Raw genomic sequence first — 22694 nt, 5'->3', positions numbered from 1 at the left:
GCCGATGAGCAACGAACCGAACGAGGAGAACCCCGGGAAATCTCCTGAGGAGTTCCCCGAGCAGCCTGCCGGTGAGCAGGGGGCGGAGGAGACTCCGGGACCGCCCGAGGGCATGACCGGTCGTCGGCGAATGATGGCGGCGCTGTGGCCGCCACGCGTCACACGGGCTCAACTCATCGTCGCTGTACTGCTGTTCGTGCTCGGACTGGGTCTTGCCATCCAGGTCCGCTCGAACAGCGACAACAGCCCGCTCCGCGGCGCACGTCAGGAGGACCTGGTGCGCATCCTCGACGAGCTCGACAACCGCACTCAGCGTCTTGAGGACGAGAAGCAGCGTCTGCAGAGCCAGCGCTCCGAGTTGGAGAGCAGTTCGGACCAGGCCGAGGAGGCGCGCAAGCAGACGAGCGAGAAAGCACGTCAACTCGGCATCCTGGCAGGCACGGTGGCAGCACAGGGGCCGGGCATCACCCTCGTCATCAACGACCCGCACCGCACGGTCCAGGCGGACATGCTGCTCGACACGATCCAGGAGCTGCGTGCGGCCGGTGCCGAGGCGATCCAGATCAATGACGTCCGGGTCGTGGGGGATACATACTTCTCCGACGCGGGCGGCGCTGTCAGGGTGGACGGGAAGAAGGTCGGCGCCCCGTACAGCTTCAAGGTGATCGGTAAACCCGCGGATCTTGAGCCCGCGCTGAATATTCCGGGCGGCGTGGTGCAGACTCTGGAGAAGGAGCAGGCCACAGCCACTGTGACACCTGCTGAGAAGATCGTCGTGGACGCCTTGCGACCGGCGAAGCAGCCTGACTACGCTCGGTCCTCCTCGTAGTGGCACGGGGGAGCCTGAGGGCTGCGGGACAAGGGGATGAGGTTGCGGGGGGTCGGCGCACCAGAAGCGGGGTGCGTGGTGGAAACTGTCTGGGGGATACGGACGTTGTAAGGATGTCCGGTTCGGCAGGTGTGTTCATTGAGAGTTCGTCCTGCCCCACGGGCGGGTCTGTTTCAGTCAAGGGGAATCGCCCGTGAAGTTGTTTGGGAAGCTGTTCGGCAAGAGTGCACGTGAGGAAAACGCACGTCACCGCGCCCCACGCCATGTGGAGGGCGAGGACCAGGGCGTGGACCGCCCGCTGTTCCGTGACGAGGTGGGTCAGCCCGGCCGGGACAATTCGGGTGATCAGGGTGCGTCGTCTGTTGACCCTGCCGGTCAGGGGCGCATAGGTTTTGGTGAAGCGTCAACCTCAAGTGCGGGTCGAGGGTTTCCCTCGGATCCGTACGCAACCAATGCCCACGCGGGGCAGTCGCGGCAGGAGGATGCGTCCATGCCGGTGTGTACGAGGTGCGGCCACCAGAATGCCCAGGCCAGTCGGTTCTGCTCCAACTGCGGGGCGCCGCTGCGGGCCGGAGTGCCCGAGCGGCCCTCGGAGACCACTTCGACGATCTCCATCTCCGGACTTGAGGCGTACGAGGCGGAGGTGACGGGGCAGACCGCTTCGCCTTCGCTCTCGCCCGAGGCCCAGGCGGCCGTCGACGCTCTGCCGCCGGGTTCTGCGCTGCTGGTGGTGCGTCGCGGTCCGAATTCCGGTAGCCGCTTCCTGCTGGACGGTGAGCTGACCACAGCGGGCCGTCATCCGCAGAGCGACATCTTCCTCGACGACGTCACCGTCTCAAGGCGCCATGTGGAGTTCCGCAGGGGTGCCGACGGCGGTTTCACCGTCTCGGACGTCGGCAGCCTCAACGGCACGTACGTCAACCGTGAGCGCATCGACGCTGTCGCGCTGGCCAACGGTGACGAGGTGCAGATCGGCAAGTACCGGCTGGTCTTCTACGCGAGCCAGCGGGGCGTGTGACCCCTCAGGGAAGGTCCATGCTGCATTCATCGACAGGCGGTGCCGATCGGGGCACCGCCACCGAGAGCGACCGGCTGGTGAGTATCGGCACGGTGCTCAATCTGCTCAGGGACGAGTTTCCCGAGGTCACGATCTCCAAGATTCGCTTCCTGGAGGCCGAGGGACTGGTCGAGCCGCAGCGCACGTCCTCCGGGTACCGGAAATTCGGTCCGGCGGACGTCGAGCGGCTCGCTCAGGTCCTGAGGATGCAGCGGGACCACTATCTGCCACTGAGGGTCATCCGTGACCATCTCGACGCGCTGGGCCGTGGGGAGCAGATCCAGCTTCCCGCGCCCGGTGCCGCTCTGGCGCGCGCCGACGGGGCGCCGGACGACGGGTCCGGGGGTCCCACGGCCACCCGGGTGGGCCGCGACGAGCTGCTCGCTGCCGCCGGGATCGGGGCGGAGGACCTTGCCGAGTGGGAGTCGTACGGTTTGATCGCGCCGGTGCCCGAGGGCGGTTACGACGCCGAGGCCGTGAACGTGGCCAGGCTTGTGGCCGAACTGGGCCGTTTTGGTTTGGAGCCCCGTCATCTCCGGGCCATGAAGGCCGCGGCCGATCGTGAGTCCGGGCTGATCGAACAGGTCGTGGCCCCGCTCCGGCTGAACCGTAATCCGCAGACCAGAGTGCATGCGGAGACGACCACGAGAGAGCTCGCGGCGCTGACGGTACGGCTGCACGCGGCGCTGGTACAGACCTCTCTCGGGGTCCGGTTGTACTGATCATGGGGGAGCCCGACTACCCAAACCTGCCGGGCACGTCCTAGGGTTGCTGTGTGAACGAGCTCGACGTTGTGGGTGTCCGGGTGGAAATGCCCTCCAACCAACCGATCGTGCTCCTGCGTGAAGTGGGAGGCGACCGGTATCTCCCTATCTGGATCGGCCCTGGGGAAGCGACCGCGATCGCTTTCGCCCAGCAGGGCATGGCTCCAGCCAGGCCGCTGACTCATGACCTCTTCAAGGATGTCCTGGAGGCGGTCGGCCAGGAGCTCACCGAAGTGCGCATCACCGACCTGCGCGACGGGGTCTTCTTCGCGGAGCTGGTCTTCGCGAGCGGGGTCGAGGTGAGTGCCAGGCCGTCCGACGCCATAGCGCTCGCCCTGCGCACCGGGACTCCGATCTACGGCAGCGACGGGGTCCTCGACGATGCGGGAATCGCGATCCCCGACGAGCAGGAGGACGAGGTGGAGAAGTTCCGCGAATTCCTCGACCAGATCTCGCCGGAAGATTTCGGGACCAACAGCCAGTGAGGCTCGGCGGGGGTGCCCGCGCATTCGGCAAGCCTTTCCCCGAAGCGGGGCACGCGAAACCACTCTTAGGGTGATTATCACTCGGCGTGCCGAGTGTGGCGATCGTTGACGCACCTCAAGTGACTGCCTACCGTCGAGAGGGCAGGTCAAGGACGGAGGTCGGCGTGAGAAGCAGCGGCGACGGTACGGCGGCGGGCGGGACGTATCCGCTTCACGGCTCAGCAGCCGAACCCACGACCGACACCGTCGGCTACCGGGGGCCGACCGCATGCGCGGCGGCAGGTATCACCTACCGGCAACTCGACTACTGGGCGCGTACGGGGCTGGTCGAGCCGAGTGTGCGGCCGGCGCACGGGTCCGGCACCCAGCGGCTGTACAGCTTCCGGGATGTCGTCGTTCTCAAGATCGTGAAGCGGTTCCTGGACACAGGCGTCGCCCTTCAGAACATCCGCGCCGCAGTCCACCATCTCCGGGACCGCGGAGCCCTGGATCTCGACCGGGTGACGCTGATGAGCGACGGCGCGACGGTGTACGAGTGCACCTCGCCCGACGAGGTGGTGGGGCTGCTCCAGGGGGGCCAGGGGATCTTCGGTATCGCCGTCGGGGTCGTGTGGCGTGATGTGGAGAGCGCGCTCTCACAGCTGCACGGCGAGCGCGTCGACACCGGCGAGACCCTGATCGGGCACAACCCGGCCGACGAGCTGGCCAGACGGCGCAACCGGGCCGTCTGACCCCGCCCGGACCGCTGTCAGCGGCGCACCGCCCGATTGTCAGTGCCGTGAGGCAGCATCGGTGGTGTGAGAGCCGCGCCCACCATCCTGCATCTGGACATGGATGCCTTCTTCGCCGCCGCGGAACAGGCGGCGAAGCCGAGCCTGCGCGGGAAACCGGTGGTGGTCGGCGGGCTGGGGCCCCGGGGCGTCGTCTCCACTGCTTCGTACGAGGCCAGGCGGTTCGGGGTGCACTCGGCGATGCCGATGGCGCAGGCGCGGCGGCTCTGCCCGAACGCCGCGTACCTCGTGCCTCGCTTCGCCCTGTACCGCGAGGTGAGCAACCAGGTCATGGAGCTGTTGGGGCAGCTCTCCCCGCTGGTGGAGCCGCTGAGCCTGGACGAGGCCTTCGTGGACCTGGAGGCGGGCGGGGTGGCCGATGACAGCAGGTCGGCGCTGCGTACCGGCGAGCAGCTGCGGAGAGACATCCTGGCGGGTACCGGGCTGAGTGGGTCGGTGGGCCTCGCCGGGTCCAAGATGCTGGCCAAGATCGGCTCCGAGCGGGCCAAACCGGACGGCCTGGTCCTGATCGAACCGGGCACGGAGCGGGAGCTGCTCGCACCGCTGACCGTGCGGACGCTGCCGGGCGTCGGTCCTGCCACCGGTGAGCATCTGCGGCGGGCCGGGATGACCACGGTGTCCCATCTGGCCGAGGCCGGTGAGGACGAGCTCGTACGTCTGCTGGGCAAGGCCCACGGCGGTTCCCTCTACCGCATGGCGATCGGGCACGACGACCGGCCGGTGGTCGCCGAGCGGGACACCAAGTCGGTCTCCGTGGAGGACACCTTCGATGTGGATCTGCACGACCGGGTGCGAGTGCGGCTGGAGGTGGTACGGCTGGCCGACCGGTGTGTGGAGCGGCTGCGGGCCGCCGGGCGGTCGGGCAGGACGGTCGTGCTGAAGGTCCGGCGGTACGACTTCTCCACCCTGACGCGTTCCGAGACCCTCCGGGGGCCCACGGACGACCCGGAGGTCGTGCGAGAGGCGGCGGGGCGGCTGCTGGAGTCGGTGGACACCACCGGCGGCGTCAGGCTGCTCGGTGTGGGCGTCACCGGTCTTGCGGACTTCACCCAGGAGGATCTCTTCGCGCAGGCCGCCACCGAGCGGGCTGCCGTGCTGGAGACGTCGGCGACCGACGAGAAGCAAGCGGCGGCGGGCGCGGACACCGTGGAGGTGCCCGGCGCCGGCCCGCAGCCGCCCCCCGAACGTCACTGGCTCGCCGGGCACGACGTCCACCACGGTGTGTACGGGGCCGGGTGGGTGCAGGGGAGCGGGGTGGGACGGGTGACGGTCCGGTTCGAGGAACCTGGTTCGACTGCGCCCGGCCGGGTGCGGACCTTCCGGATCGACGACCCCGAGTTGGAGCCGTCGGACCCGTTGCCGCTGGTGCCGGTCGTCCCGGACGGGGCGTCGGAGCCGACCGGCCAGGACCGTCAGTCGTCGCTCGCGAGCCGCCCGAAGTCCCGGTCCGGGGGAGGGGGCGCGGCGGGGGCCGAGACGTCCAGGCCGTAGTGGTGGTAGAGCTGGAGTTCCTGCTCCGGGGAGAGATGGCGGCCCACGCCGAAGTCCGGGGCGTCCTTGATCAGGGCGCGGTCGAAGGGCACCCGAAGGGTCTCCTGCACCATTTCGCTCGGCTCCAGCGGGACGAAGGCGTCACGGCTGAAGAGGCCGGTGCGTACGGCGGCCCACTCCGGTACCCCGGTGGCGTCGTCGAGGTAGACCTCGTCCACCGTGCCGATCTTGTTGCCATTGCGGTCGAACGCCTTGCGGCCGATCAGGCTGCGCGGATCGATGTCGGTCTGCACGGTCCCTCCAACTGATCGCAACGTCTCTCTGGTCACCGGGGAGGTGATCACCCCTACAGAAGTGCAGATCCGGGGCTTCGGCCACTCGAACGCAGCGCGATCTATCTCGCTGGTAGGCTGGCCATTGGCTACTGACCCCGCGCGGGAGAGTCCTTCGGAGAAGTTCTTCCGAAGGCGCCGAAGGAGCAAATCCTCCCCGGAATCTCTCAGGCACACGTACCGCACGGACGAGGTCACTCTGGAAAGCAGGGCGGGCGCCGGGCGGGCACGTCCGGATCCCTTCCTCACCGACGGTGAAAGTCGGCACGTCGATCGACTGCCGGCGAAACTCTCAGGTTGAGATGACAGAGGGGGAGGCCGTCCGGGTACCCGTGCCGTGGTACCCCTCGCAGGTCGTATCGACCAGGAGGCCTCCGCCATGACCGCCCACCGCATTCCGCTCTCCCAGCTGGAGCGTGGCACCCCCTTCGAGCAGCGCCACATCGGGCCCGACGCCGGCGCCCAGGCCAAGATGCTCGCCCATGTCGGTTACGGCTCTCTGGACGAGCTCACGTCGGCCGCAGTGCCGGACGTGATCAAGAGTGCCGAGTCGCTGAACCTTCCGGAGGCACGTACCGAGGCCGAGGTGCTCGCCGAGCTGCGCTCGCTCGCCGACCGCAACCAGGTGCTCGCCCCGATGATCGGGCTCGGTTACTACGGCACCTTCACGCCCCCGGTGATCCTGCGCAACGTCATGGAGAACCCCGCCTGGTACACGGCGTACACGCCCTACCAGCCGGAGATCTCGCAGGGCCGTCTCGAAGCGCTCCTCAACTTCCAGACCGTCGTCGCCGACCTCACGGGTCTGCCGACCTCGGGCGCCTCGCTGCTCGACGAGGGCACCGCGGCAGCCGAGGCGATGTCGCTCGCGCGCCGGGTCGGCAAGGTCAAGCACGGTGTCTTCCTCGTCGACGCCGACGCGCTGCCACAGACCGTCGCGGTGATCAGGACACGCGCCGAACCGGCCGGTGTCGAGGTCGTCGTCGCCGATCTGAGCGACGGCATCCCGGCCGAGGTGGCCGAGCGCGGCGTCTTCGGCGTGCTCCTCCAGTACCCGGGCGCCTCCGGCCGGGTACAGAACATCGGGCCCGTCATCGAGCAGGCCCACGAGCTCGGCGCGATCGTCACCGTCGCCGCCGATCTGCTGGCGCTGACCCTGCTCACCTCGCCCGGTGAACTCGGCGCCGACATCGCGGTGGGCACCACCCAGCGTTTCGGTGTCCCGATGGGCTTCGGCGGTCCGCACGCCGGGTTCATGGCCGTACAGGACAAGTTCGCGCGCAGCCTGCCGGGGCGGCTGGTCGGTGTCTCGGTGGACGCCGACGGCAACAAGGCCTACCGGCTGGCGCTCCAGACCCGTGAGCAGCACATCCGCCGCGAGAAGGCCACCAGCAACATCTGCACCGCACAGGTGCTCCTCGCGGTGATGGCCGGGATGTACGCGGTCTACCACGGCCCGGACGGCCTTCGCGAGATCGCCCGGCGCACCCACCGCTACGCGGCGATCCTCGCCGAGGGGCTTCGTGCCGCGGGCGTCGACGTCGTGCACGGCGCGTACTTCGACACCCTGACCGTACGGACCGGTGGGAAGTCCGACGAGGTCGTCGCCGCCGCCCGCGCGGCCGGTGTCAACCTGTACCGGGTCGACGCGGATCTGGTGTCCGTCTCCTGCGACGAGACCACGACCCGTACCCAACTGACCGCCGTCTGGTCCGCCTTCGGCGTCGAGGGCGACATAGCGGCGCTCGACGAGCGGACCGCCGACGCGCTGCCGGACGCCCTGCTGCGGCAGGACGCCGTCCTCACCCACCCGGTCTTCCACCAGCACCGTTCCGAGACCGCGATGCTGCGCTACCTGCGCAAGCTCGCGGACCGCGACTACGCGCTGGACCGGGGCATGATCCCGCTGGGCTCCTGCACCATGAAGCTGAACGCCACCACCGAGATGGAACCGGTGACCTGGCCCGAGTTCGGTGCGATCCACCCCTTCGCCCCGGTGGAGCAGGCGCAGGGCTACCTGACGCTCATCCACGAGCTGGAGGACCGGCTCGCCGAGGTCACCGGCTACGACAAGGTCTCGCTGCAGCCCAACGCCGGTTCGCAGGGTGAACTCGCCGGTCTGCTGGCCGTTCGCGCGTACCACCGGGCCAACGGCGACACCGGCCGTACCGTCTGCCTCATCCCGTCCTCCGCGCACGGCACCAACGCCGCCAGCGCCGTGATGGCCGGTATGAAGGTCGTGGTCGTCAAGACCCGCGAGGACGGCGACGTCGACGTCGACGACCTGCACGCCAAGATCGAGAAGTACGGCGACGAACTGTCCGTCCTGATGGTCACCTACCCGTCGACGCACGGCGTCTTCGAGGAGCACATCACCGACATCTGCGCGGCCGTCCACGACGCGGGCGGCCAGGTGTACGTGGACGGTGCCAACCTCAACGCGCTGGTCGGACTCGCCAAGCCCGGCAAATTCGGCTCGGACGTCTCTCACCTCAACCTGCACAAGACCTTCTGCATCCCGCACGGCGGCGGCGGCCCCGGCGTCGGCCCGGTCGGCGTACGGGCCCACCTGGCGCCGTACCTCCCCAACCACCCGCTCCAGCCGACCGCGGGCCCGGAGACGGGCGTGGGCCCGGTCTCGGCCGCACCGTGGGGCTCGGCCGGCATCCTGCCGATCTCGTGGGCGTACGTGCGCCTCATGGGCGGCGAGGGGCTGAAGCGCGCGACTCAGGTCGCCGTGCTGGCCGCCAACTACATCGCCAAGCGGCTGGAGCCGCACTACCCGGTGCTCTACACCGGCCCCGACGGGCTGGTGGCGCACGAGTGCATCGTCGATCTGCGCCCGCTGTCGAAGGCGACCGGGGTGAGCGTCGACGACATCGCCAAGCGCCTCATCGACTACGGCTTCCACGCGCCGACGATGTCGTTCCCGGTGGCGGGGACGCTGATGATCGAGCCGACCGAGAGCGAGGACCTCGCGGAACTCGACCGGTTCTGCGACACGATGATCGCGATCCGTGCCGAGATCGAGAAGGTGGCGTCCGGGGAGTGGGCGGCGGACGACAACCCGCTGTGCAACGCTCCGCACACGGCCGCCGCGCTCGGTGGTGAGTGGAACCACGCGTACAGCAGGGACGAGGCCGTGTTCCCGGCCGGGGTGTCGCCCGCCGACAAGTACTGGCCGCCGGTGCGCCGTATCGACGGAGCCTTCGGCGACCGTAACCTCGTGTGCTCGTGCCCGCCGCTGGACGAGTACGACAGCTGACGGACATGCATGAGGGCCGGTTCGGGGATGTCTCCCGGGCCGGCCCTTCGTCGTCTCCGGTGTGGCTTCGTCGCTTCTGACAGTCGTGCCTGCTCGGTCTCCCCGCGCGGACCGTGCCGCGCCCCGGAGCTCAGGCGGCCGTCGCCAGCCCCGCACCCAGTGGGCGGTGCGGGGCGATGATCTGCCCGTCCGGCAGCAGTTCGCCGGTGTCCTCGAAGACGAGGACGCCGTTGCACAACAGACTCCAGCCCTGCTCCGGGTGGTGCGCCACGAGGATCGCGGCCTCACGGTCGGCGGAGGTGGCTGACGGGCAGGATGGCTGGTGCTGGCACATGGATGCGTTCTTTCGCTGCGTTGTGGTGAGTGTCCTGCGGCTCGATGCGGATTTCATGGCCGCCCCCCGTATCAGTCGATCGGTCCCAGTGTTGCCCTACGGGCGTCGATCCGCAGGGATTTCGCGGCAGCACTTGCTACAGCTTGAGGACGCATCACCCGTGCGGACGGTTCAGGCCAACTCCGCTGACTTCTCGGGTGGTTCGGGGTGGCCGCACCGGGCTAGTCCGGATGGGGGAGGAACCAAGTCGCCCCGTGACCCGACGGGCGGTCACGGGGCGGGCCGACTGGCTCGGGCGGCGTCAGGCGGGAGAGCCCAGCAGCGGCGGAGACAGCCGCAGTGTCATCACCGGAAGCAGGTCGCTCGCCCGGTGCGGGCGGTGCGCGGCGATCCCGGGCGGTGCGGGTGCGAGGGGTACCAGCAGATCCGAAGGGGCGGGCATGGTGCCGGAGACCGAGGCGTCGGCGCCGGTGTCACTGTGCAGCCACAGGGTCAGCATGTAGAGCTCGGGCACGGACAGCAGCCTGGGCTGGAACGGGGTGTTCATCGCCTCGGCCTGACGCAGCGCGTTGCCGGTGGCGGAGATGTACGGACCCTCGAAGAAGTGCGAGAAGGTCCAGCCGTCCGCCGTCAGTTTCGTCTCCGCCGCGGCGACCGCACGATCACCGCTGTGGATCAGGAAGCGCCAGCCGGTGAGCCGGGTGCGTGGGGCTCCACCGTTCGGCATGATCTGGTCCAGTACGTGGACGGGCAGGGCCAGTTCGGGGGTCAGTGGACCCTGAGCGGTGCGAAGGGCCGGCATACGGGCCTCGCGGACGGCAGTGGGGGAACCGAGTGCCGCGAGGACGCTGCGCAGGGCCGGCGCGGGAGCCGGGGGGACATACAGCGGCATAAGTGATTGCCTCTCGCTTCGGAGACACGGTGGTGCGTGGGCGGTGCGGACGGCACTGTCAGCAATGCGGGGGTCAGAGGGGGGCCGTGGGGCTTGGAGGGTGTTGCACTCTCCGGGGGCCGGGGCGCCAACTCTCTGCCTCGTTCGCGGAGTTTATACGACACGTGTTCACAACATGTTTCGGCTAGCTGACACGAATATTGCGAACAAGTCGATATTCGGTCTTTCTCCTGCGGAGATTATCCCGATTTGCTGTGCGTGTAAGTCTCCGGCCTCGAAGCTCTCTGTGCGCGTGGTCGGCCGAAACGCGTCGGCGTCTTTCACCACTTCCACGGAGCCGGTAACTGCTTCAGGCGTCATGCCGAGCGAATGTGCCACGCGACACTTCTGGCCACCCTACTCGTCCTGGGCGCCGAGCGGGGAGTTACCGATCATTGAGTCTGGGCATTATCGACCGTGACGCCGCGGCTGCCGCCGTGACCGGCCACCCGGGAGGGGCACTTCGATGGGGGAAAAGGTCGAGGCAGACGGAGTGGATCCGTCCGGCCGCCAGCAGTACCGGAGGAAGCTCCAGCGGTGTCTGGAGGGACTGGGGAGGCTGTTGGAGGAGAAGAGGTTCGACCGCCCGAAAAATCTCATGGGACTGGAGATCGAACTCAATCTCGCGGGCGCCGACGGCATGCCGCGGATGATGAATGCGGAAGTTCTCGACCGAATCGCGAGCGGGGATTTCCAGACGGAACTCGGCATGTTCAATCTGGAAGTGAACATTGTCCCGCACCGGCTTGGCGGGCGGGTCTTCGACCGGCTGGCCGAGGAGCTCCGCACCGGTCTCGGGTACGCCCACAGAAAAGCCGCGGAAGTCGACGCGGGCATCGTGATGATCGGCATCCTGCCGACGCTCGCCCGACGGGATCTCGTCCCGGCGAACTTTTCGTCCGCCGACCGGTACATGCTCCTCAACGATCAGATGTGCGCCGCCCGCGGTGAGGATTTCGCCCTCGACATCGAGGGCGTGGAGCGGCTGACCTGCACCTCCGGGTCCATCGCCCCGGAAGCCGCCTGTACGTCGGTGCAGTTGCACCTCCAGGTCACCCCCGCGCGCTTCGCGGATGTGTGGAACGCGGCGCAGGCCATCACCCCGGTGCAGGTCGCGCTGGGCGCCAACTCGCCCTTCCTGTTCGGCAAGGAGCTCTGGCGGGAGTCGAGACCTCCGCTCTTCCTGCAGGCCACCGATGTCCGCCCCCCGGAGTTCCGGACCCAGGGCGTGCGGCCCCGTACCTGGTTCGGTGAGCGCTGGGTCGACTCGGCGTACGACCTCTTCGAGGAGAACCTCAGATACTTCCCGCCGCTGCTTCCGCTGTGCGACGAGGAGGACCCGCTCCAGGTGCTCGACGACGGCGGGGTGCCGCGGCTGCGGGAACTCGCACTGCACAACGGCACCGTCTACCGCTGGAACCGGCCGGTCTACGACGTGACCGACGGCGTACCCCATCTGCGGGTGGAGAACAGGGTGCTGCCCGCCGGGCCGACCGTCACCGATGTCATCGCCAACACGGCTTTCTACTACGGCCTGGTGCGGGCGCTCGCCGACGCACCGCGACCGGTGTGGAAGCGGTTGCCCTTCGAAGCCGCCGCGCGCAATTTCGATGCCGCGTGCCGGTACGGCATCGAGGCCGAGCTGGAATGGCCCCGGCAGGGGCGGGCGGGCGGCGTGGCGCGGCTGTCGGCCGTGCAACTCGTCAGGGACGAGCTGCTGCCGCTGGCCGCCGCGGGCCTCGATGCGTGGGGGATCGAGCCCGCCGACCGCGACCACTACCTCGGCGTCATCGAGGGGCGGTGCAGACGGCGGACGAACGGCGCCTCCTGGCAGGTCGACACCTACCACCGGGCGCGGGAGGCCGGACTGGAACGCGAGGCGGCCCTGGCAGCCACCACCCGGCGCTACATCGAGCTGATGGCCCTGGGCGACCCCGTGCATTCCTGGCCGGTCGGGATACCGGCGCACGCCTCCGCGCGCTTGAGGTGACGGGGCGGCGCACGGGGGGCTCCGATGCCGGTCACCGCAGCTACGGGGCCGGCGGCGATGCGGTGTGCCGGGACGGGGGCCGGGTTCCAGGTGTCACAGGTACATCGGGCAAGCTGTGACGTCCCATGCGGTGGTGCGCCTCTCATGAAGAGTGAACAGAAGACGGGCGCGCCATCGAATTGGCGCCCGCCCCCGGCCTGTCGCACACGATCTTCGTATCTGCTTTCGAGACCCTAGCGGCAGGGTGCCGGGGACAGGCGCGATTGGCCAACTGGAGGCAGGTGTGCAGGCGGAGGGCGTGCAGGTGGCTGATTCTCTTCCCACAGGAGGAGTGCCACAGCGGTTCTTGCGGTCCGAAACGGTGCTCGTGCTCGCACTCTCGCTCGGTGCGAGTGGCGTGTCGGCGCTGATCAGTTTTGTCGGAGCACTCACGAAACCGGGAGGACTCAAGCACCAGGCCGCCAACCTCAACGGCTCCTACGCGCCGGGGCGACCATGGCTCGATCTCGCCTGGCAGCTGTTCGGCATCGCGACGGCCCTGGTGCCGGTCGCCCTGGTGGTGCATCTGCTGCTGCGGGAGGGTTCGGGCCTGCGGGCCATCGGTTTCGACCGGAGCAGACCCTGGCCGGACCTCGGCCGTGGAGCGATGGTCGCGGCGGGCATCGGGAGCCTGGGGCTGGCGTTCTACCTGGGGGCGCGGGCGACCGGGTTCAATCTGACGGTGGTGCCCGAATCGCTGCCCGATGTGTGGTGGAAGATTCCGGTGCTGATCCTCTCGGCGGTGCAGAACGCCGTACTGGAGGAAGTCATCGTCGTCGGGTACTTGCTGCGCAGACTGGGGCAGTTCGGGTGGAGTCCGATGGGCGCCCTGGTGGCGAGTGCGGTGCTGCGCGGCTCCTACCACCTCTATCAAGGGGTCGGTGGTTTCCTCGGGAACATGGCGATGGGCGTGGTGTTCGTCCTGCTGTACCGGCGATGGGGGCGGGTGGGGCCGCTGGTCGTGGCGCACTCGTTGCTCGACATCGGGGCCTTCGTCGGGTACGCGCTGCTCGCGGGCAAGGTCGGGTGGCTGCCCACCGGGTGAGCGCAGGGGGCTACGGGGGGCGTACGGCACCGCCGTGCGCCCCCTCCTTGTCGATGGGCCCGTCGGCTGCCGGTCAGGCGAGCAGCTCGCCGTCGATGACGGTCACCGCACCGCCGGTGAGCAGGGTGCGGTCGCCGCGTACCGAGGTGCGTACCAGGCCGGAGCGGGCCGAAGCCTGCAGTCCGGTGAGATCGTTCCGCCCGAGCCTGGCAGACCAGAACGGGGCCAGCGCGGTGTGGGCGCTTCCGGTCACCGGATCCTCGTCGATGCCGACGCCGGGGAAGAAGCAGCGCGAGACGTAGTCGTATCCGCGGGTGGGGTCCTCGGCCGCGGCGGTCGTGATGATGCCCCGCTCGGAGTGGGACACGAGCGCGGCGAGGTCCGGCGAGAGGGAGCGGACCGTCTGTTCGTCGGCGACCTCGACGAGCAGATCCCCGAGGTGCGGTCCGGTGTCCCGGACCGAGACCACCGGGGCACCCAGCGCCTCGGCCAGGCCGTCCGGTACCACTTCAGGGGTGAGCGGCGAGGTGGGGAAGTCCAGCGTGATGGCGCCGTCCTCCCGCGCCGTCGCCGAGAGCAGACCACAGCGCGCCGCGAAGCGCACCGTGCCCGGCACGGCGCCCGTGCCGCTCAGGACACCTGTGGTGTGCAGGACATGCGCGGTGGCCAGGGTGGCATGACCGCACATGTCGACCTCGGTGACCGGGGTGAACCAGCGCAGCGCCCAGTCGGCTTCGCCACCGGCGGGCAGGGGGTGGGCGAAGGCGGTCTCGGAGAGGTTCACCTCCGCCGCCACGTGTCGGAGCCAGCTGTCGTCCGGGAAGGAGTCGAGGAGCAGGACCCCGGCCGGGTTGCCGGTGAAGGGGTGATCGGTGAAGGCGTCGACGATTCGAATCCGCATGCCCCGACCGTAGGTGCGGGGAAACGCTTCGGACCAAGGCCAATTGCCGGGAAGTTGACTGATTTCGGCCCGCTGACGGCGTGAACCGCCTGAACCACCACCCGTCAGACCGGCCGAGGAGCTGGCCGCCGTCTTCCCCGCACGCGCGCTGCGGCGCCGGCGACGGCCAGCACCATGGTGGCGATTCCCGAAACGGCCAGCACCGTCCGGGGGCCCATGGCGGCGGTGAGAGGGCCGCCCAACGCGGTGCCCACCGGCGCGGCGGTGAGAAGGGCGGCGCTTCGGACAGCCAGGACCGTGGTCAGCAGAGCTGCCGGGGTGCGGTCCTGGAACAGGGTGAAGGACAGTGCGGTGAAGGGTCCGTAGACCACACCGCCCAGAGCGAAGCAGACGAGTGAGACACCCGCCGGAACACCCAGGCCGAACGGCACCAGCGTCAGGCCCCAACCGGCGACGATGCCCAGGGTGACCGGCCGGAGCGGGAATCTGCGCAGGGCGCCGGCAGACAGGGCACCGAGAACGGCACCCACTCCGAAGAGCGTCCAGTACAGCCCGAGGAGGTTCGCGCCGGAGTGAAGGTCTTCGGTGACGTGCAACGGGAGTGCGACCTCCACCGGTCCGTAGAGGAAGTTGAAGAACCACGTCAGGGCGAGAATCCCCAGGAGTTCCGGCTGCCCGCGCAGCAGGTTCAGCCCGGCCGCCGATCGGCCGGACCCGATGGGCGCAGCCGTCGCTGTCGTCCCGGCCACGTTGCCCAGCCGGCCGACCTGTACGGCGAGGACGGTGAAGGACACGGCGTCGAGGCCGAGGATCCAGGCCGGGCTGACGGCTGTCGCCAGGAATCCGGCGAGCGCGGGTCCGATGATGACGGACGCGGAGGTGCACGAGCTGACCAGCGCGTTCGCGGGCAGCCGCTGATCCGGGGGGAAGTATCCGGGCGATCAGGGAGTACTTTCCCGCGCTTCCCCAGGCATGCAGCACCGACGAACCGGCGAGGAGCACGAGGTACACCACCGGGTGCAGGACCCCCGTGGCCCAGGCCACGGGCACACAGCCGAGAAGTACCGCGCGAAGCCACGCGTCCGCGGCCAGCAGCCGCTGGGCGGGGAGTCGACGTAGCCAACGGCCGAAGAGCAGCGCTCCAGCGGCCCCGGGAAGGGCGTACGCGGCGACCGCAGCGCCGACGACCAGGCCGGACCGGCCAGGAGGCGCGATCAGAACGGCCAGCCACGCCACGGCGACCACGCTCATCCCGTCACCGAGGTCGGAGGCCGCCAGGGCCGGGAGGAGCCGACGGAACGGAGGATGAGTGAACAGCGGCCGATATGTCCGTGGCAGCAGCCGCGTTGCCGATGAGAGAGTCACCGCGTCAGACTGGTGGTTCAAGCGCGCTTGAAGTCAAGGGGGCACCAGTGCGGAAGCTGGGCATCGGGGACCTCGCACGGCGGGTCAGGATGCAGCCCTCGGCTTTGCGCTACTACGAGAGCGTCGGCCTGCTGACGCCCGCCGAGCGGGTCGGGGGCCGACGCGTCTATCCGGTCGGCACCGTGCGCCGGATCGCGCTGATCAAAATGGCGCAGCGAGCCGGTTTCACCCTGTCCGAGATCCGCCGGCTGCTGGACAGCGCCGCGGACCGTGGTGCCACCCGGCAATGGCGTGCTCTCGCCGAACGCAAGATCCCCGAGCTGGACCAGTTCATCGAGGACACCCAGGCTCTGCGGAACGCGGTCGCCGACTGCCTGGCCTGCGGGTGCATGAACTTCGACAACTGCGGACTCCTCTCCTCCGGTACGGCCGAGGACGACTGAGACCGACCTGGCCGCCCACCGTTCCGCGGCGGTCACACCAAGGTGGCCTCGGGCTTTCAGCGATCCGAACGCACCCAAGTCGGCCAAGAACCGTTGACCTGTGCCAGTGATCGCTGATCGATTGCCACTGAAGGATGATCAACGCTAGTCAGCGCTGTCGCCAGAAGGCATATCGGCGACGGCAGATGACGCTGTCCTGTCCCGAAGGAGAACGTAGGGAAGGCAGAACGGCGGTTGAAGATCGTGAGGCCTATCAGCGGCAGCAGCCATGGAGCGTCACGGACTCCACGTAAGTCTCCAGTCTCCGAAGCTCGATCGACGGTTGCCGAAAGTCATATTCGGTGCGGTCCGGCTCCGTCCTGCCAGCGGTAGAGGTCGCGCAGCAGGGAGATCTCGGCGCCGTGATGGATCAGCTCCCTGTTGACGTGCAGGACCCTGTTCTCCATGGGAAACCGCTCGGGACCCACCGTGGGCGGATTGTCCAGGTCGGCGTCCGAGAGCTCGCGGACCCCCGCGTTCCATCTCCCGTACATCTCATCGAGCTGTTCCAGCGCCTCGTCAGCGGTCCCCGCGTAGGCGAATGTCCGGGAGTCGACGTCCTGGCCGCCGAAGTGCCATCCGACCCGATAGCCCAGGCACGAGACGATGATGTGCGCCAGCCGCCAGGCAATCGTGGTCACCGGTGCCGGCACCGGGGCAGGGGACGCGGAGTCCATCGTCCATTCCTCCGAGCCTTCCAGCATCGGTGCGGCCGACGTGCCACGTGGGCGGATGCTCCAGCAGCCGCGCACCGGCTCCCAGAAGTACTCCTCGTCAGTAAGACCGTCCAGCCGTGGCCGCAGGTTCTTGCGCCAGTACCAATCCAACTGCTCCGCGAGCCGCTCGCTTCTTGTCATTGCCGCACACTACAGACCCGTCGAGCAGAGTGATCGTCGCCGTCTGCGGTCATCCTCCACTGTCACGAACCCCGCAGACAGTCATCCCTGAATGGCACAGAAGTCAATCGATCGGCCTTCGCCGGCAATCGATGAACACCCATTGACACAGGTCACCGACCGTATGCGGTTGTCCTGTGACAGTGAACCTTGACCGATTGCCACTGAAGTTTGACCGCCTGGAGGCGCTTTACCAGCGGACCGCCGAGATCAGTCCGCCGGGCCGCTCCTCGCGCTGCGGCGGGGTGCTGATCGGGCGGCCGTAGGCGGCAGCGCGTTCGCGCAGGGTGTGGCTGCTGGCCTCCCAGCCGTGCCCGGCCAGCCAGCCCACCGGGTCGTCGGGCATCTCCGAGACCCACATGGACGCCGCCGATTCCGGCACGGCGTCCGCGCCGAAGCGCTCGATCACGCCGCGCGAGCCCAACGTCAGCCCCATCCGGCTGCCTGCTGCCGACTGCGCGCTGATCCGGGCCAGCAGCAGCTCCACCGCGTCCTCGGGCAGATAGATCAGCAGTCCTTCGGCGATCCACGCGGTCGGCACCGCCGGGTCGTGCCCTGCGGCGGCCAGCGCGCCTGGCCAGTCCTCCCGCAGATCCACCGCGACGGTGATCCGCTCGCAGTGTGGGACGGCCTGCTCCTGGCGCAGCACCGAAGCCTTGAAGTCCAGTGGCGCGGCGGTGTCGACCTCGAACAGTCGGGTGCCCTCTGGCCAGTCGATCCGGAAGGCCCGGCTGTCCATGCCGGCGCCGAGCAGCACGACCTGCCGGACCCCGGACGCGGAGGCCTGCTGCAACAGGTCGTCGAGGAACTTCGTCCTGATGACGATGGAGAACGCCACGGCCAGTCGACGGCGGCGCGCGGCCTCGTCATCGGGCAGCGGCGGCGAGGAGGGCCATAGGCCGCCGGCGGTGGCGAAGGCCTGTGCCAGTGGGTCGCGGAACAGCGCGTTCTCCCGCTCGGTCTCCAGCGCCCGCACCCGGGCCACCCCCACCGCCGTGGCCCACACTCCCGACGGCTGCACCCGTTTCTGCTCATCAGTCACCGCGCCAGCCTAGGCGGGGCCAGTTGGGCCTTCCGCTGCCGGTATGCCTTCTGGCGGCAGCGCTGTGAGCACGTCCGGCGTTGTTGCTGGCAGGGCCCTGCTGGTAGTGGTTCTCCGCAGGTCTCGCAGGGCCTCGTTGATGCCGTGGGGGCTGGTTCGGGTGGCTGGGGTGGTGGTGCGGGCTGTGGTGTCGGCGATGACACCGGCGGTGGAGAAGGTGGGTTCGCGGGAGGCTGCCTGAGCTGTTGGCGACGTGCTCGCTGGCGGCATCGGTCTGAGCATGTCCGGCGTGCTGCCGAGAACATCGGGCCGTCGCAGACGGGGCAGATGCGCGGTCCGGATGGATCAGCCGGGTCTGCTTCGGCCAACCACTTTTCTTCATGTTTGAGGTAGTTGGCCCGTCGGCAGGCGGATGAACACAGGCGATAACGCTGTCCGGGCTGGATCTTCATGCTCTTGCCGCACTCTCTGCAGGGGGCCTTCTGAACTGGAGCCCGCGGATGCCGTTTCCGGTATGCCTTCTCGCGGCAGGCCTGGGAACAGCGCAGGACCTGGCGGCCGATGACGTCGGAGGGCGGTATCTCCGCGTCGCACTCCAGGCAGCGCCTCGTTTCCAGGGTGGCCACCAGCGTCTCCGGGGCGCGGCCGGTCGCGGCGGCCAGCCGTGTCCAGCTGGGAAGACCGAGATGTTCGGGCGGTTCGCAGAGGTAGGTCCGCAGGTAGCGGGGCGGAAGATGGTTGGCGTGTGCCAGGCGGACGATGAAGGACCGGATGCCTTCGCCGGACCGGGGCCGGACCTGGAAGGGCAGGACGCGGACGTTCTCGTGAGTCATCGGGAGGACCTTGGCCCGCGGAAGTGAGGCGATTCGGCGGCGACGTCCAGTGGGACGGCCTTCAGCCCGGCTTTGGTGATCTTCTCGGTGTCATTGAAAATCGCGTCGATCGCGGCTCCGCGGATCTGGTGGGAGAGGGCGCCGATCATGCCGCCGGTGCGGTCGTGCAGGTAGCGGTCCAGTCTCGCCAGGGTGCCGGGCCGGTGCCGCCGCAGGGCGAGGGTCTTCTCCATGGTGGCGACCAGGCCCCGCCACTCACTGTTGTAAGGGAAGGGGTGGGTGGGGATCAGGGTGAAACGGCCGGCGATCTGGGCCCCGCGGGTGCCGGTCAGCAGGCTGCCGTGCTCGATGTCGATGCCCGCGTAGATGAACGTCGCGGGGATCCGCTCGGAGAAGTACTTGAGGGTGTCGGCGACTTCGGCGCCGTGCTGGGTGGTGAGCGAGATGTTGTGGAGTTCGTCGACCAGGATCATGCCGGTGCGGGCGTCGGTGCAGACACCGACGACGGACTCGATGAGGTCGGTGATGTTCATGCGGGCCATCACCGGCAGCCCGAGGAAACGGGCGAACTCGGCCGCGATCATGCGAGGGGTCGCGGCGGGCGGGACGGTGATGTAGATGACCGGCTTGCGGTCGGTGGCGGTGGGGTGCCGGGCCCGGTCCAGCAGTTCGTGGGACAGACCGAGCTGGGTGATCGCGATGGTCTTCCCGGTGCCGGCGGGGCCGGAGACGATCAGGCCCCGGCGGGCACTGATCGCGTGCCGGTTCAGCACGACCAGGCGGCGTCCGGTGGCGACGGTGTGCCGGACGACGGAGGTGGCGACCACCAGAAGACGGCCGTGATGGTCAAGACGGGCCTCGTCGAAGGCCGCCTGGCCGGCCTCGCCCAGCGCGTCGTACTGAGCGTCGGTCAGCCGGGGCGGCGGACCCGGTGGCCCTTCGACGAAGCGGCGCCAGCCGTCGATCGTGGTCAAGTGCCGCTGGGAGTCCTGGGGCAGCGCGGACGATGCCGTCATGAGCGCTTCCAGGGGTCTTCCAGCGGGTCGAACAGTCCGAGCGGGATCACCTCGGCCACCGACTCCTCGCTCTCGTCCGCTTCGTCCTCTGGCTCCGCCTGAGCACCGGTAACGGATGCCGGGGTGAGCGGGCCTGCGGCTTTCGTGCGGGCCGCCACCCGCCGGTCGCGTTTGCCGGGCCCCGGTCCCTGCTCGGTCTGCGGGCCGCCGTGGGCTCGGGTGAGCAGGGCGGCGACCGCGTCGGCGATCTCCGCCTCGGGTGGCGCGGGGCAGCTGGTGGCTGACGTGGTCCCAGGCCAGGTCGCCGAAGGGAATCGGTGCCCGGTTGAGGAACTTCCAGGTGGCCGGGACCCACTCGTTGTCACCGCGGTGGTTGCGTACCCAGATCCGGGAGACGTCGTAGGGGTCGCGGTGGACCTCCCAGAGGCCGCGTTTCGCCCGGACCCCGGAGTTCTGGCGGCGCATCGGCCCCAACGCCCGGCTGTCGTAGGTGCGGTTCTTGATCCGGATGCCGTAGTCGTTGACCACCCGCCATTCCGCGGGCAGGAGTTCGACGTAGTCGTCGCCGCTGAGTGCGACTGGGACGTAGCCGCAGGCCTCCACCAAGGCGGCGTACTTCTCGTTCGGCGTGAACAGCCGGCCCGGGTGGACCGGATCGCGCAGACCGTCGTGCTTGCGGTTCTGCCACTTCGCGACGATCCACTCGTCCAGCAGCTCCTGCAACTCCAGCAGCGACCACACCCGTTCGCGTTCCAGGTGCCGGCCGCGGTGTTCGACGCTGCGGCCGGTGTAGGTGGGCAGGAACTGTGCGAACAGCGTGGCCACCGAGCCCAGCATCTTCTCGATATGCCCCTTCTCGAAGGGCGAGCACTGATGGGCCGGCTGCACTTCGATCTCCAAGAACCGGCAGGAGGAGATGAAGTTGCGGGAGAGGAAGGCCTTGCCGTGATCACAGACGATGACCGCCGGGACGATCACCGGCCGGGCCGCCGCATGGGCCAGACGCTCGTCCAGGGCCAGGAGCCTGCGGTGCGGCAACACCGAGCGGGACATCCTGAGCGCGTCCGCCCAGCCCGGCCGCATCAGTTCGGGAGTGACGGTGCGGGCCAGCAGCACGCTGGCATCCACGGCTTTCGTGGTCGGCCGCAGCACCGCCGCTGTCAGCGTCCTAGTGGCGACATCGATCATGGCGGTGAGCTCGACTCTGCCCGTGACGCCGTTGTCGAGCAGGACCAGCACATCCAGCGAGGTGGAGTCGATCTGCATGACCTCGCCCGGTGCGAACACGGGCAGTTCACCGTGCGGCGTCGTGGCCCCGTGGGCCCTGGACCTGCGGGTCACCGCCGAGCCGGACGTGTGAGTGCCCGAAGTCAGCTTCGCCAGCAGCCGGTAGAGCGTCCGCTGCGAGGGAAGCCCAACTCCCTGCCCACCAGGTGCTTCCTTGAGGATCTCGCCGGTCCGCCACAAAATGAACGTCCCCGTGCGGGTTGAGGCGTCCACCGCTTCCTTGATCGCCTGCCGCATCGCGGCCACCACCGCATCGTCGACCTCCCCGAACTCGGCCGTCCTGCGGACCGGCCGGTGATCGGCCAGGCCCAGCACCCCGCGTTCCTGGTAGCGACGCCGACGGTGGGCGACCGTACTGGCAGAGACCTTGTGACCAGCGGCAGTCAGCTCAGCGGCCTTTGCCCGCTGCCGGGCGGTCAAGGACCGCTCCGGCCCGTACTCAGGCCGGACCGCCGTACCGGGCTCCGCTCCGGGCGGCAGCCCGTGCAGCACCTCCAGGATGTGGCCCTCCCACCACAGAGCCCTCTCCACCTCCCGGGCGGGAAATGCCTCCAGCAGCGAGGCCGCCGGCAACGGCATCCGAACCGGGCTGTCCACGACCTTGAAATCGGCTGCCGCGAACAACTCGAGCAACGGCACGACCCGATACGGCTCTTCGCCCTCCGCCAGCGTCACCGCCTGGGCGGCAACGGCGAGCACTCCGCGGATCTGGCCCTCGAACCGCACCCGGTCACCGACCGCGACCCGACCCGGCCGCTTCATCCTGCCCATGCCGCCCGCCCTTCTGTCCAGACGAGGCTGTCCGCCCCCAGCACCGCGGACTCCAGGTCCGTGCCCAGCCGTCCGGACCACAGCAGATGAAACAGGACCGGCAGGACCTGCAGCCGATCGCCCACCCTGCCGGCTCCCGACCACAACGGCAGCGGCTCCTCGAAGACCTCCACCAGCGAGGCCGCCACCCCCTCCGGGCGTCCCGAGCGGGTCCGCCGGTAGCGGGCCAGCCAGCGCAAGTTCGCCATGAACACCGGCTCGGGCGTGCCCATCCACGCAAACTCCCAGCCCACCGCCTCACAGGCCCGACGCGTCGCCGCGAACGCCTCTCCGGTTCGTTCGTCCAGCCGGTCCGCGGACCGGACATCGACCACCCTGGCCCGCCCGTCAGCAAGGCGTACGAAGTAGTCAGGCGCATGGCGACGCAGTGCAGGACCGTCCTGCCAGTGCAACCAGAACGGCTGCGAGGCGATCCCGGTAACCCTCGGATCACGGTCCAGCAAGATCAAACAGTCCCGCTCCAGCCACGACTCGTAGCCCACGTGACCGCTGGTCGTCGCCGCGAAGTACCAGCCCGGGAAGCTCTCCCCACCCTTCGCCCACCGGAACTCACGTACCGGCTGAACGCCCTCAAACCGCGTACTCCACAACTGGCCCAACGGCCCGCGACGACGCCCACCAGACTCAAGAAAGTCCAGCTCAAAGGCAGATAACGCCGGATCCCCGTACGCCTGAGCCGATGCCCCCA

20 protein-coding genes, 1 pseudogene and 1 riboswitch are annotated in these 22694 nt (G+C 69.0%); of the genes and pseudogenes, 11 read left to right on the top strand and 10 right to left on the bottom strand.

Going from position 1 to position 22694, the window contains the following annotated elements:
* Positions 1-4: 4 nt before the first annotated feature.
* The 6 genes from OG709_RS04715 to OG709_RS04690 all read left to right on the top strand — a co-directional run bounded on the left by OG709_RS04715 (position 5) and on the right by OG709_RS04690 (position 5417).
* Positions 5-829: a DUF881 domain-containing protein gene (locus tag OG709_RS04715; protein WP_266644091.1), complete on the top strand. Its 825-nt coding sequence runs from the start codon at positions 5-7 to the stop codon at positions 827-829.
* A 151-nt stretch (positions 830-980) separates the two neighbouring features.
* Positions 981-1847, top strand: a complete 867-nt coding sequence (locus OG709_RS04710) for an FHA domain-containing protein (RefSeq protein WP_250300878.1) — start codon at positions 981-983, stop codon at positions 1845-1847.
* Positions 1848-1864: 17 nt separating this feature from the next.
* Positions 1865-2608 carry a transcriptional regulator FtsR gene (gene ftsR / locus OG709_RS04705; protein ID WP_250300854.1) on the top strand — a complete coding sequence of 248 codons (744 nt, stop codon included), beginning with the start codon at positions 1865-1867 and terminating at the stop codon, positions 2606-2608.
* Positions 2609-2661: 53 nt separating this feature from the next.
* The gene (locus tag OG709_RS04700) at positions 2662-3135 is read left to right on the top strand and encodes a bifunctional nuclease family protein (protein WP_164266948.1); all 474 of its coding nucleotides are present in this window, start codon (positions 2662-2664) and stop codon (positions 3133-3135) included.
* Positions 3136-3299: 164 nt separating this feature from the next.
* Positions 3300-3866 carry a MerR family transcriptional regulator gene (locus OG709_RS04695; RefSeq protein ID WP_250300853.1) on the top strand — a complete coding sequence of 189 codons (567 nt, stop codon included), beginning with the start codon at positions 3300-3302 and terminating at the stop codon, positions 3864-3866.
* A 66-nt stretch (positions 3867-3932) separates the two neighbouring features.
* Positions 3933-5417: a DNA polymerase IV gene (locus OG709_RS04690; RefSeq protein ID WP_250300852.1), complete on the top strand. Its 1485-nt coding sequence runs from the start codon at positions 3933-3935 to the stop codon at positions 5415-5417.
* Here the strand turns inward: OG709_RS04690 and OG709_RS04685 are convergent.
* Positions 5339-5710, bottom strand: a complete 372-nt coding sequence (locus OG709_RS04685) for a PRC-barrel domain-containing protein (protein WP_250300851.1) — start codon at positions 5708-5710, stop codon at positions 5339-5341. The genes OG709_RS04690 and OG709_RS04685 overlap by 79 nt on opposite strands.
* Positions 5711-5842: 132 nt before the next feature.
* Positions 5843-5942: riboswitch (glycine riboswitch) on the top strand.
* A gap of 186 nt (positions 5943-6128) precedes the next feature.
* Here OG709_RS04685 and gcvP point away from each other — a divergent pair.
* Entirely contained in the window at positions 6129-9014 is a 2886-nt protein-coding gene (gcvP, locus tag OG709_RS04680) for an aminomethyl-transferring glycine dehydrogenase (RefSeq protein ID WP_329164935.1), read from the top strand.
* 130 nt (positions 9015-9144) lie between these two features.
* Here the strand turns inward: gcvP and OG709_RS04675 are convergent, their stop codons facing one another.
* The gene (locus OG709_RS04675) at positions 9145-9348 is read right to left on the bottom strand and encodes a DUF5999 family protein (RefSeq protein ID WP_284347922.1); all 204 of its coding nucleotides are present in this window, start codon (positions 9346-9348) and stop codon (positions 9145-9147) included.
* A 301-nt stretch (positions 9349-9649) separates the two neighbouring features.
* Complete coding sequence (locus OG709_RS04670) at positions 9650-10240, bottom strand: hypothetical protein (RefSeq protein WP_250300848.1); 591 nt, start codon at positions 10238-10240, stop codon at positions 9650-9652.
* Between the two features lie 505 nt (positions 10241-10745).
* Between OG709_RS04670 and OG709_RS04665 the strand changes: the two genes are divergently transcribed.
* Together OG709_RS04665 and OG709_RS04660 are read left to right on the top strand one after the other, a co-directional pair.
* On the top strand, positions 10746-12269 hold the full coding sequence (locus OG709_RS04665) for a glutamate-cysteine ligase family protein (protein ID WP_250300847.1): 1524 nt from the start codon (positions 10746-10748) through the stop codon (positions 12267-12269).
* A gap of 283 nt (positions 12270-12552) precedes the next feature.
* The gene (locus tag OG709_RS04660) at positions 12553-13353 is read left to right on the top strand and encodes a CPBP family intramembrane glutamic endopeptidase (RefSeq protein WP_442815336.1); all 801 of its coding nucleotides are present in this window, start codon (positions 12553-12555) and stop codon (positions 13351-13353) included.
* Between the two features lie 73 nt (positions 13354-13426).
* Here OG709_RS04660 and OG709_RS04655 read toward each other — a convergent pair whose 3' ends face one another.
* Positions 13427-14254: a PhzF family phenazine biosynthesis protein gene (locus tag OG709_RS04655; protein ID WP_266644100.1), complete on the bottom strand. Its 828-nt coding sequence runs from the start codon at positions 14252-14254 to the stop codon at positions 13427-13429.
* A 104-nt stretch (positions 14255-14358) separates the two neighbouring features.
* The gene (locus OG709_RS04650) at positions 14359-15093 is read right to left on the bottom strand and encodes an MFS transporter (protein WP_329169057.1); all 735 of its coding nucleotides are present in this window, start codon (positions 15091-15093) and stop codon (positions 14359-14361) included.
* Here OG709_RS04650 and OG709_RS04645 point away from each other — a divergent pair.
* The gene (locus OG709_RS04645) at positions 15038-15172 is read left to right on the top strand and encodes a hypothetical protein (protein ID WP_329164931.1); all 135 of its coding nucleotides are present in this window, start codon (positions 15038-15040) and stop codon (positions 15170-15172) included. The two genes, OG709_RS04650 and OG709_RS04645, sit on opposite strands and share 56 nt — an antisense overlap.
* A 494-nt stretch (positions 15173-15666) precedes the next feature.
* Positions 15667-16062, top strand: a complete 396-nt coding sequence (locus OG709_RS04640) for a MerR family transcriptional regulator (protein WP_250300843.1) — start codon at positions 15667-15669, stop codon at positions 16060-16062.
* A 332-nt stretch (positions 16063-16394) separates the two neighbouring features.
* Here the strand turns inward: OG709_RS04640 and OG709_RS04635 are convergent, their stop codons facing one another.
* The 5 genes and pseudogenes from OG709_RS04635 to OG709_RS04615 all read right to left on the bottom strand — a co-directional run bounded on the left by OG709_RS04635 (position 16395) and on the right by OG709_RS04615 (position 22644).
* Positions 16395-16958: a DinB family protein gene (locus OG709_RS04635; protein WP_266644105.1), complete on the bottom strand. Its 564-nt coding sequence runs from the start codon at positions 16956-16958 to the stop codon at positions 16395-16397.
* 229 nt (positions 16959-17187) lie between these two features.
* The gene (locus OG709_RS04630) at positions 17188-18003 is read right to left on the bottom strand and encodes a class I SAM-dependent methyltransferase (protein WP_266645126.1); all 816 of its coding nucleotides are present in this window, start codon (positions 18001-18003) and stop codon (positions 17188-17190) included.
* Between the two features lie 865 nt (positions 18004-18868).
* On the bottom strand, positions 18869-19888 hold the full coding sequence (locus OG709_RS04625) for an ATP-binding protein (RefSeq protein WP_250300841.1): 1020 nt from the start codon (positions 19886-19888) through the stop codon (positions 18869-18871).
* Positions 19885-21946: pseudogene (locus OG709_RS04620) on the bottom strand (Mu transposase C-terminal domain-containing protein). Before OG709_RS04620 ends, OG709_RS04625 begins: the two are co-directional and overlap by 4 nt.
* Complete coding sequence (locus OG709_RS04615; protein WP_266645127.1) at positions 21934-22644, bottom strand: TnsA-like heteromeric transposase endonuclease subunit; 711 nt, start codon at positions 22642-22644, stop codon at positions 21934-21936. The pseudogene OG709_RS04620 and the gene OG709_RS04615 overlap by 13 nt, the downstream one beginning before the upstream one ends.
* Positions 22645-22694 lie beyond the last annotated feature (50 nt).

Source organism: Streptomyces sp. NBC_01267 (assembly GCF_036241575.1).
Classification (GTDB): domain Bacteria; phylum Actinomycetota; class Actinomycetes; order Streptomycetales; family Streptomycetaceae; genus Streptomyces.
The sequence above is the reverse complement of the archived record's forward strand: the minus strand, read 5'-3'. Positions and strand labels throughout refer to the sequence as shown.

Bases quoted from the DNA above. Each gene is read 5' to 3' on its own strand.
- OG709_RS04675 (WP_284347922.1), bottom strand. From the start codon at position 9,348: ATGTGCCAGCACCAGCCATCCTGCCCGTCAGCCACCTCCGCCGACCGT.
- OG709_RS04655 (WP_266644100.1), bottom strand. From the start codon at position 14,254: ATGCGGATTCGAATCGTCGACGCCTTCACCGATCACCCCTTCACCGGC.
- OG709_RS04715 (WP_266644091.1), top strand. From the start codon at position 5: ATGAGCAACGAACCGAACGAGGAGAACCCCGGGAAATCTCCTGAGGAG.
- ftsR (WP_250300854.1), top strand. From the start codon at position 1,865: ATGCTGCATTCATCGACAGGCGGTGCCGATCGGGGCACCGCCACCGAG.
- gcvP (WP_329164935.1), top strand. From the start codon at position 6,129: ATGACCGCCCACCGCATTCCGCTCTCCCAGCTGGAGCGTGGCACCCCC.
- OG709_RS04625 (WP_250300841.1), bottom strand. From the start codon at position 19,888: ATGACGGCATCGTCCGCGCTGCCCCAGGACTCCCAGCGGCACTTGACC.
- OG709_RS04670 (WP_250300848.1), bottom strand. From the start codon at position 10,240: ATGCCGCTGTATGTCCCCCCGGCTCCCGCGCCGGCCCTGCGCAGCGTC.
- OG709_RS04635 (WP_266644105.1), bottom strand. From the start codon at position 16,958: ATGACAAGAAGCGAGCGGCTCGCGGAGCAGTTGGATTGGTACTGGCGC.
- OG709_RS04665 (WP_250300847.1), top strand. From the start codon at position 10,746: ATGGGGGAAAAGGTCGAGGCAGACGGAGTGGATCCGTCCGGCCGCCAG.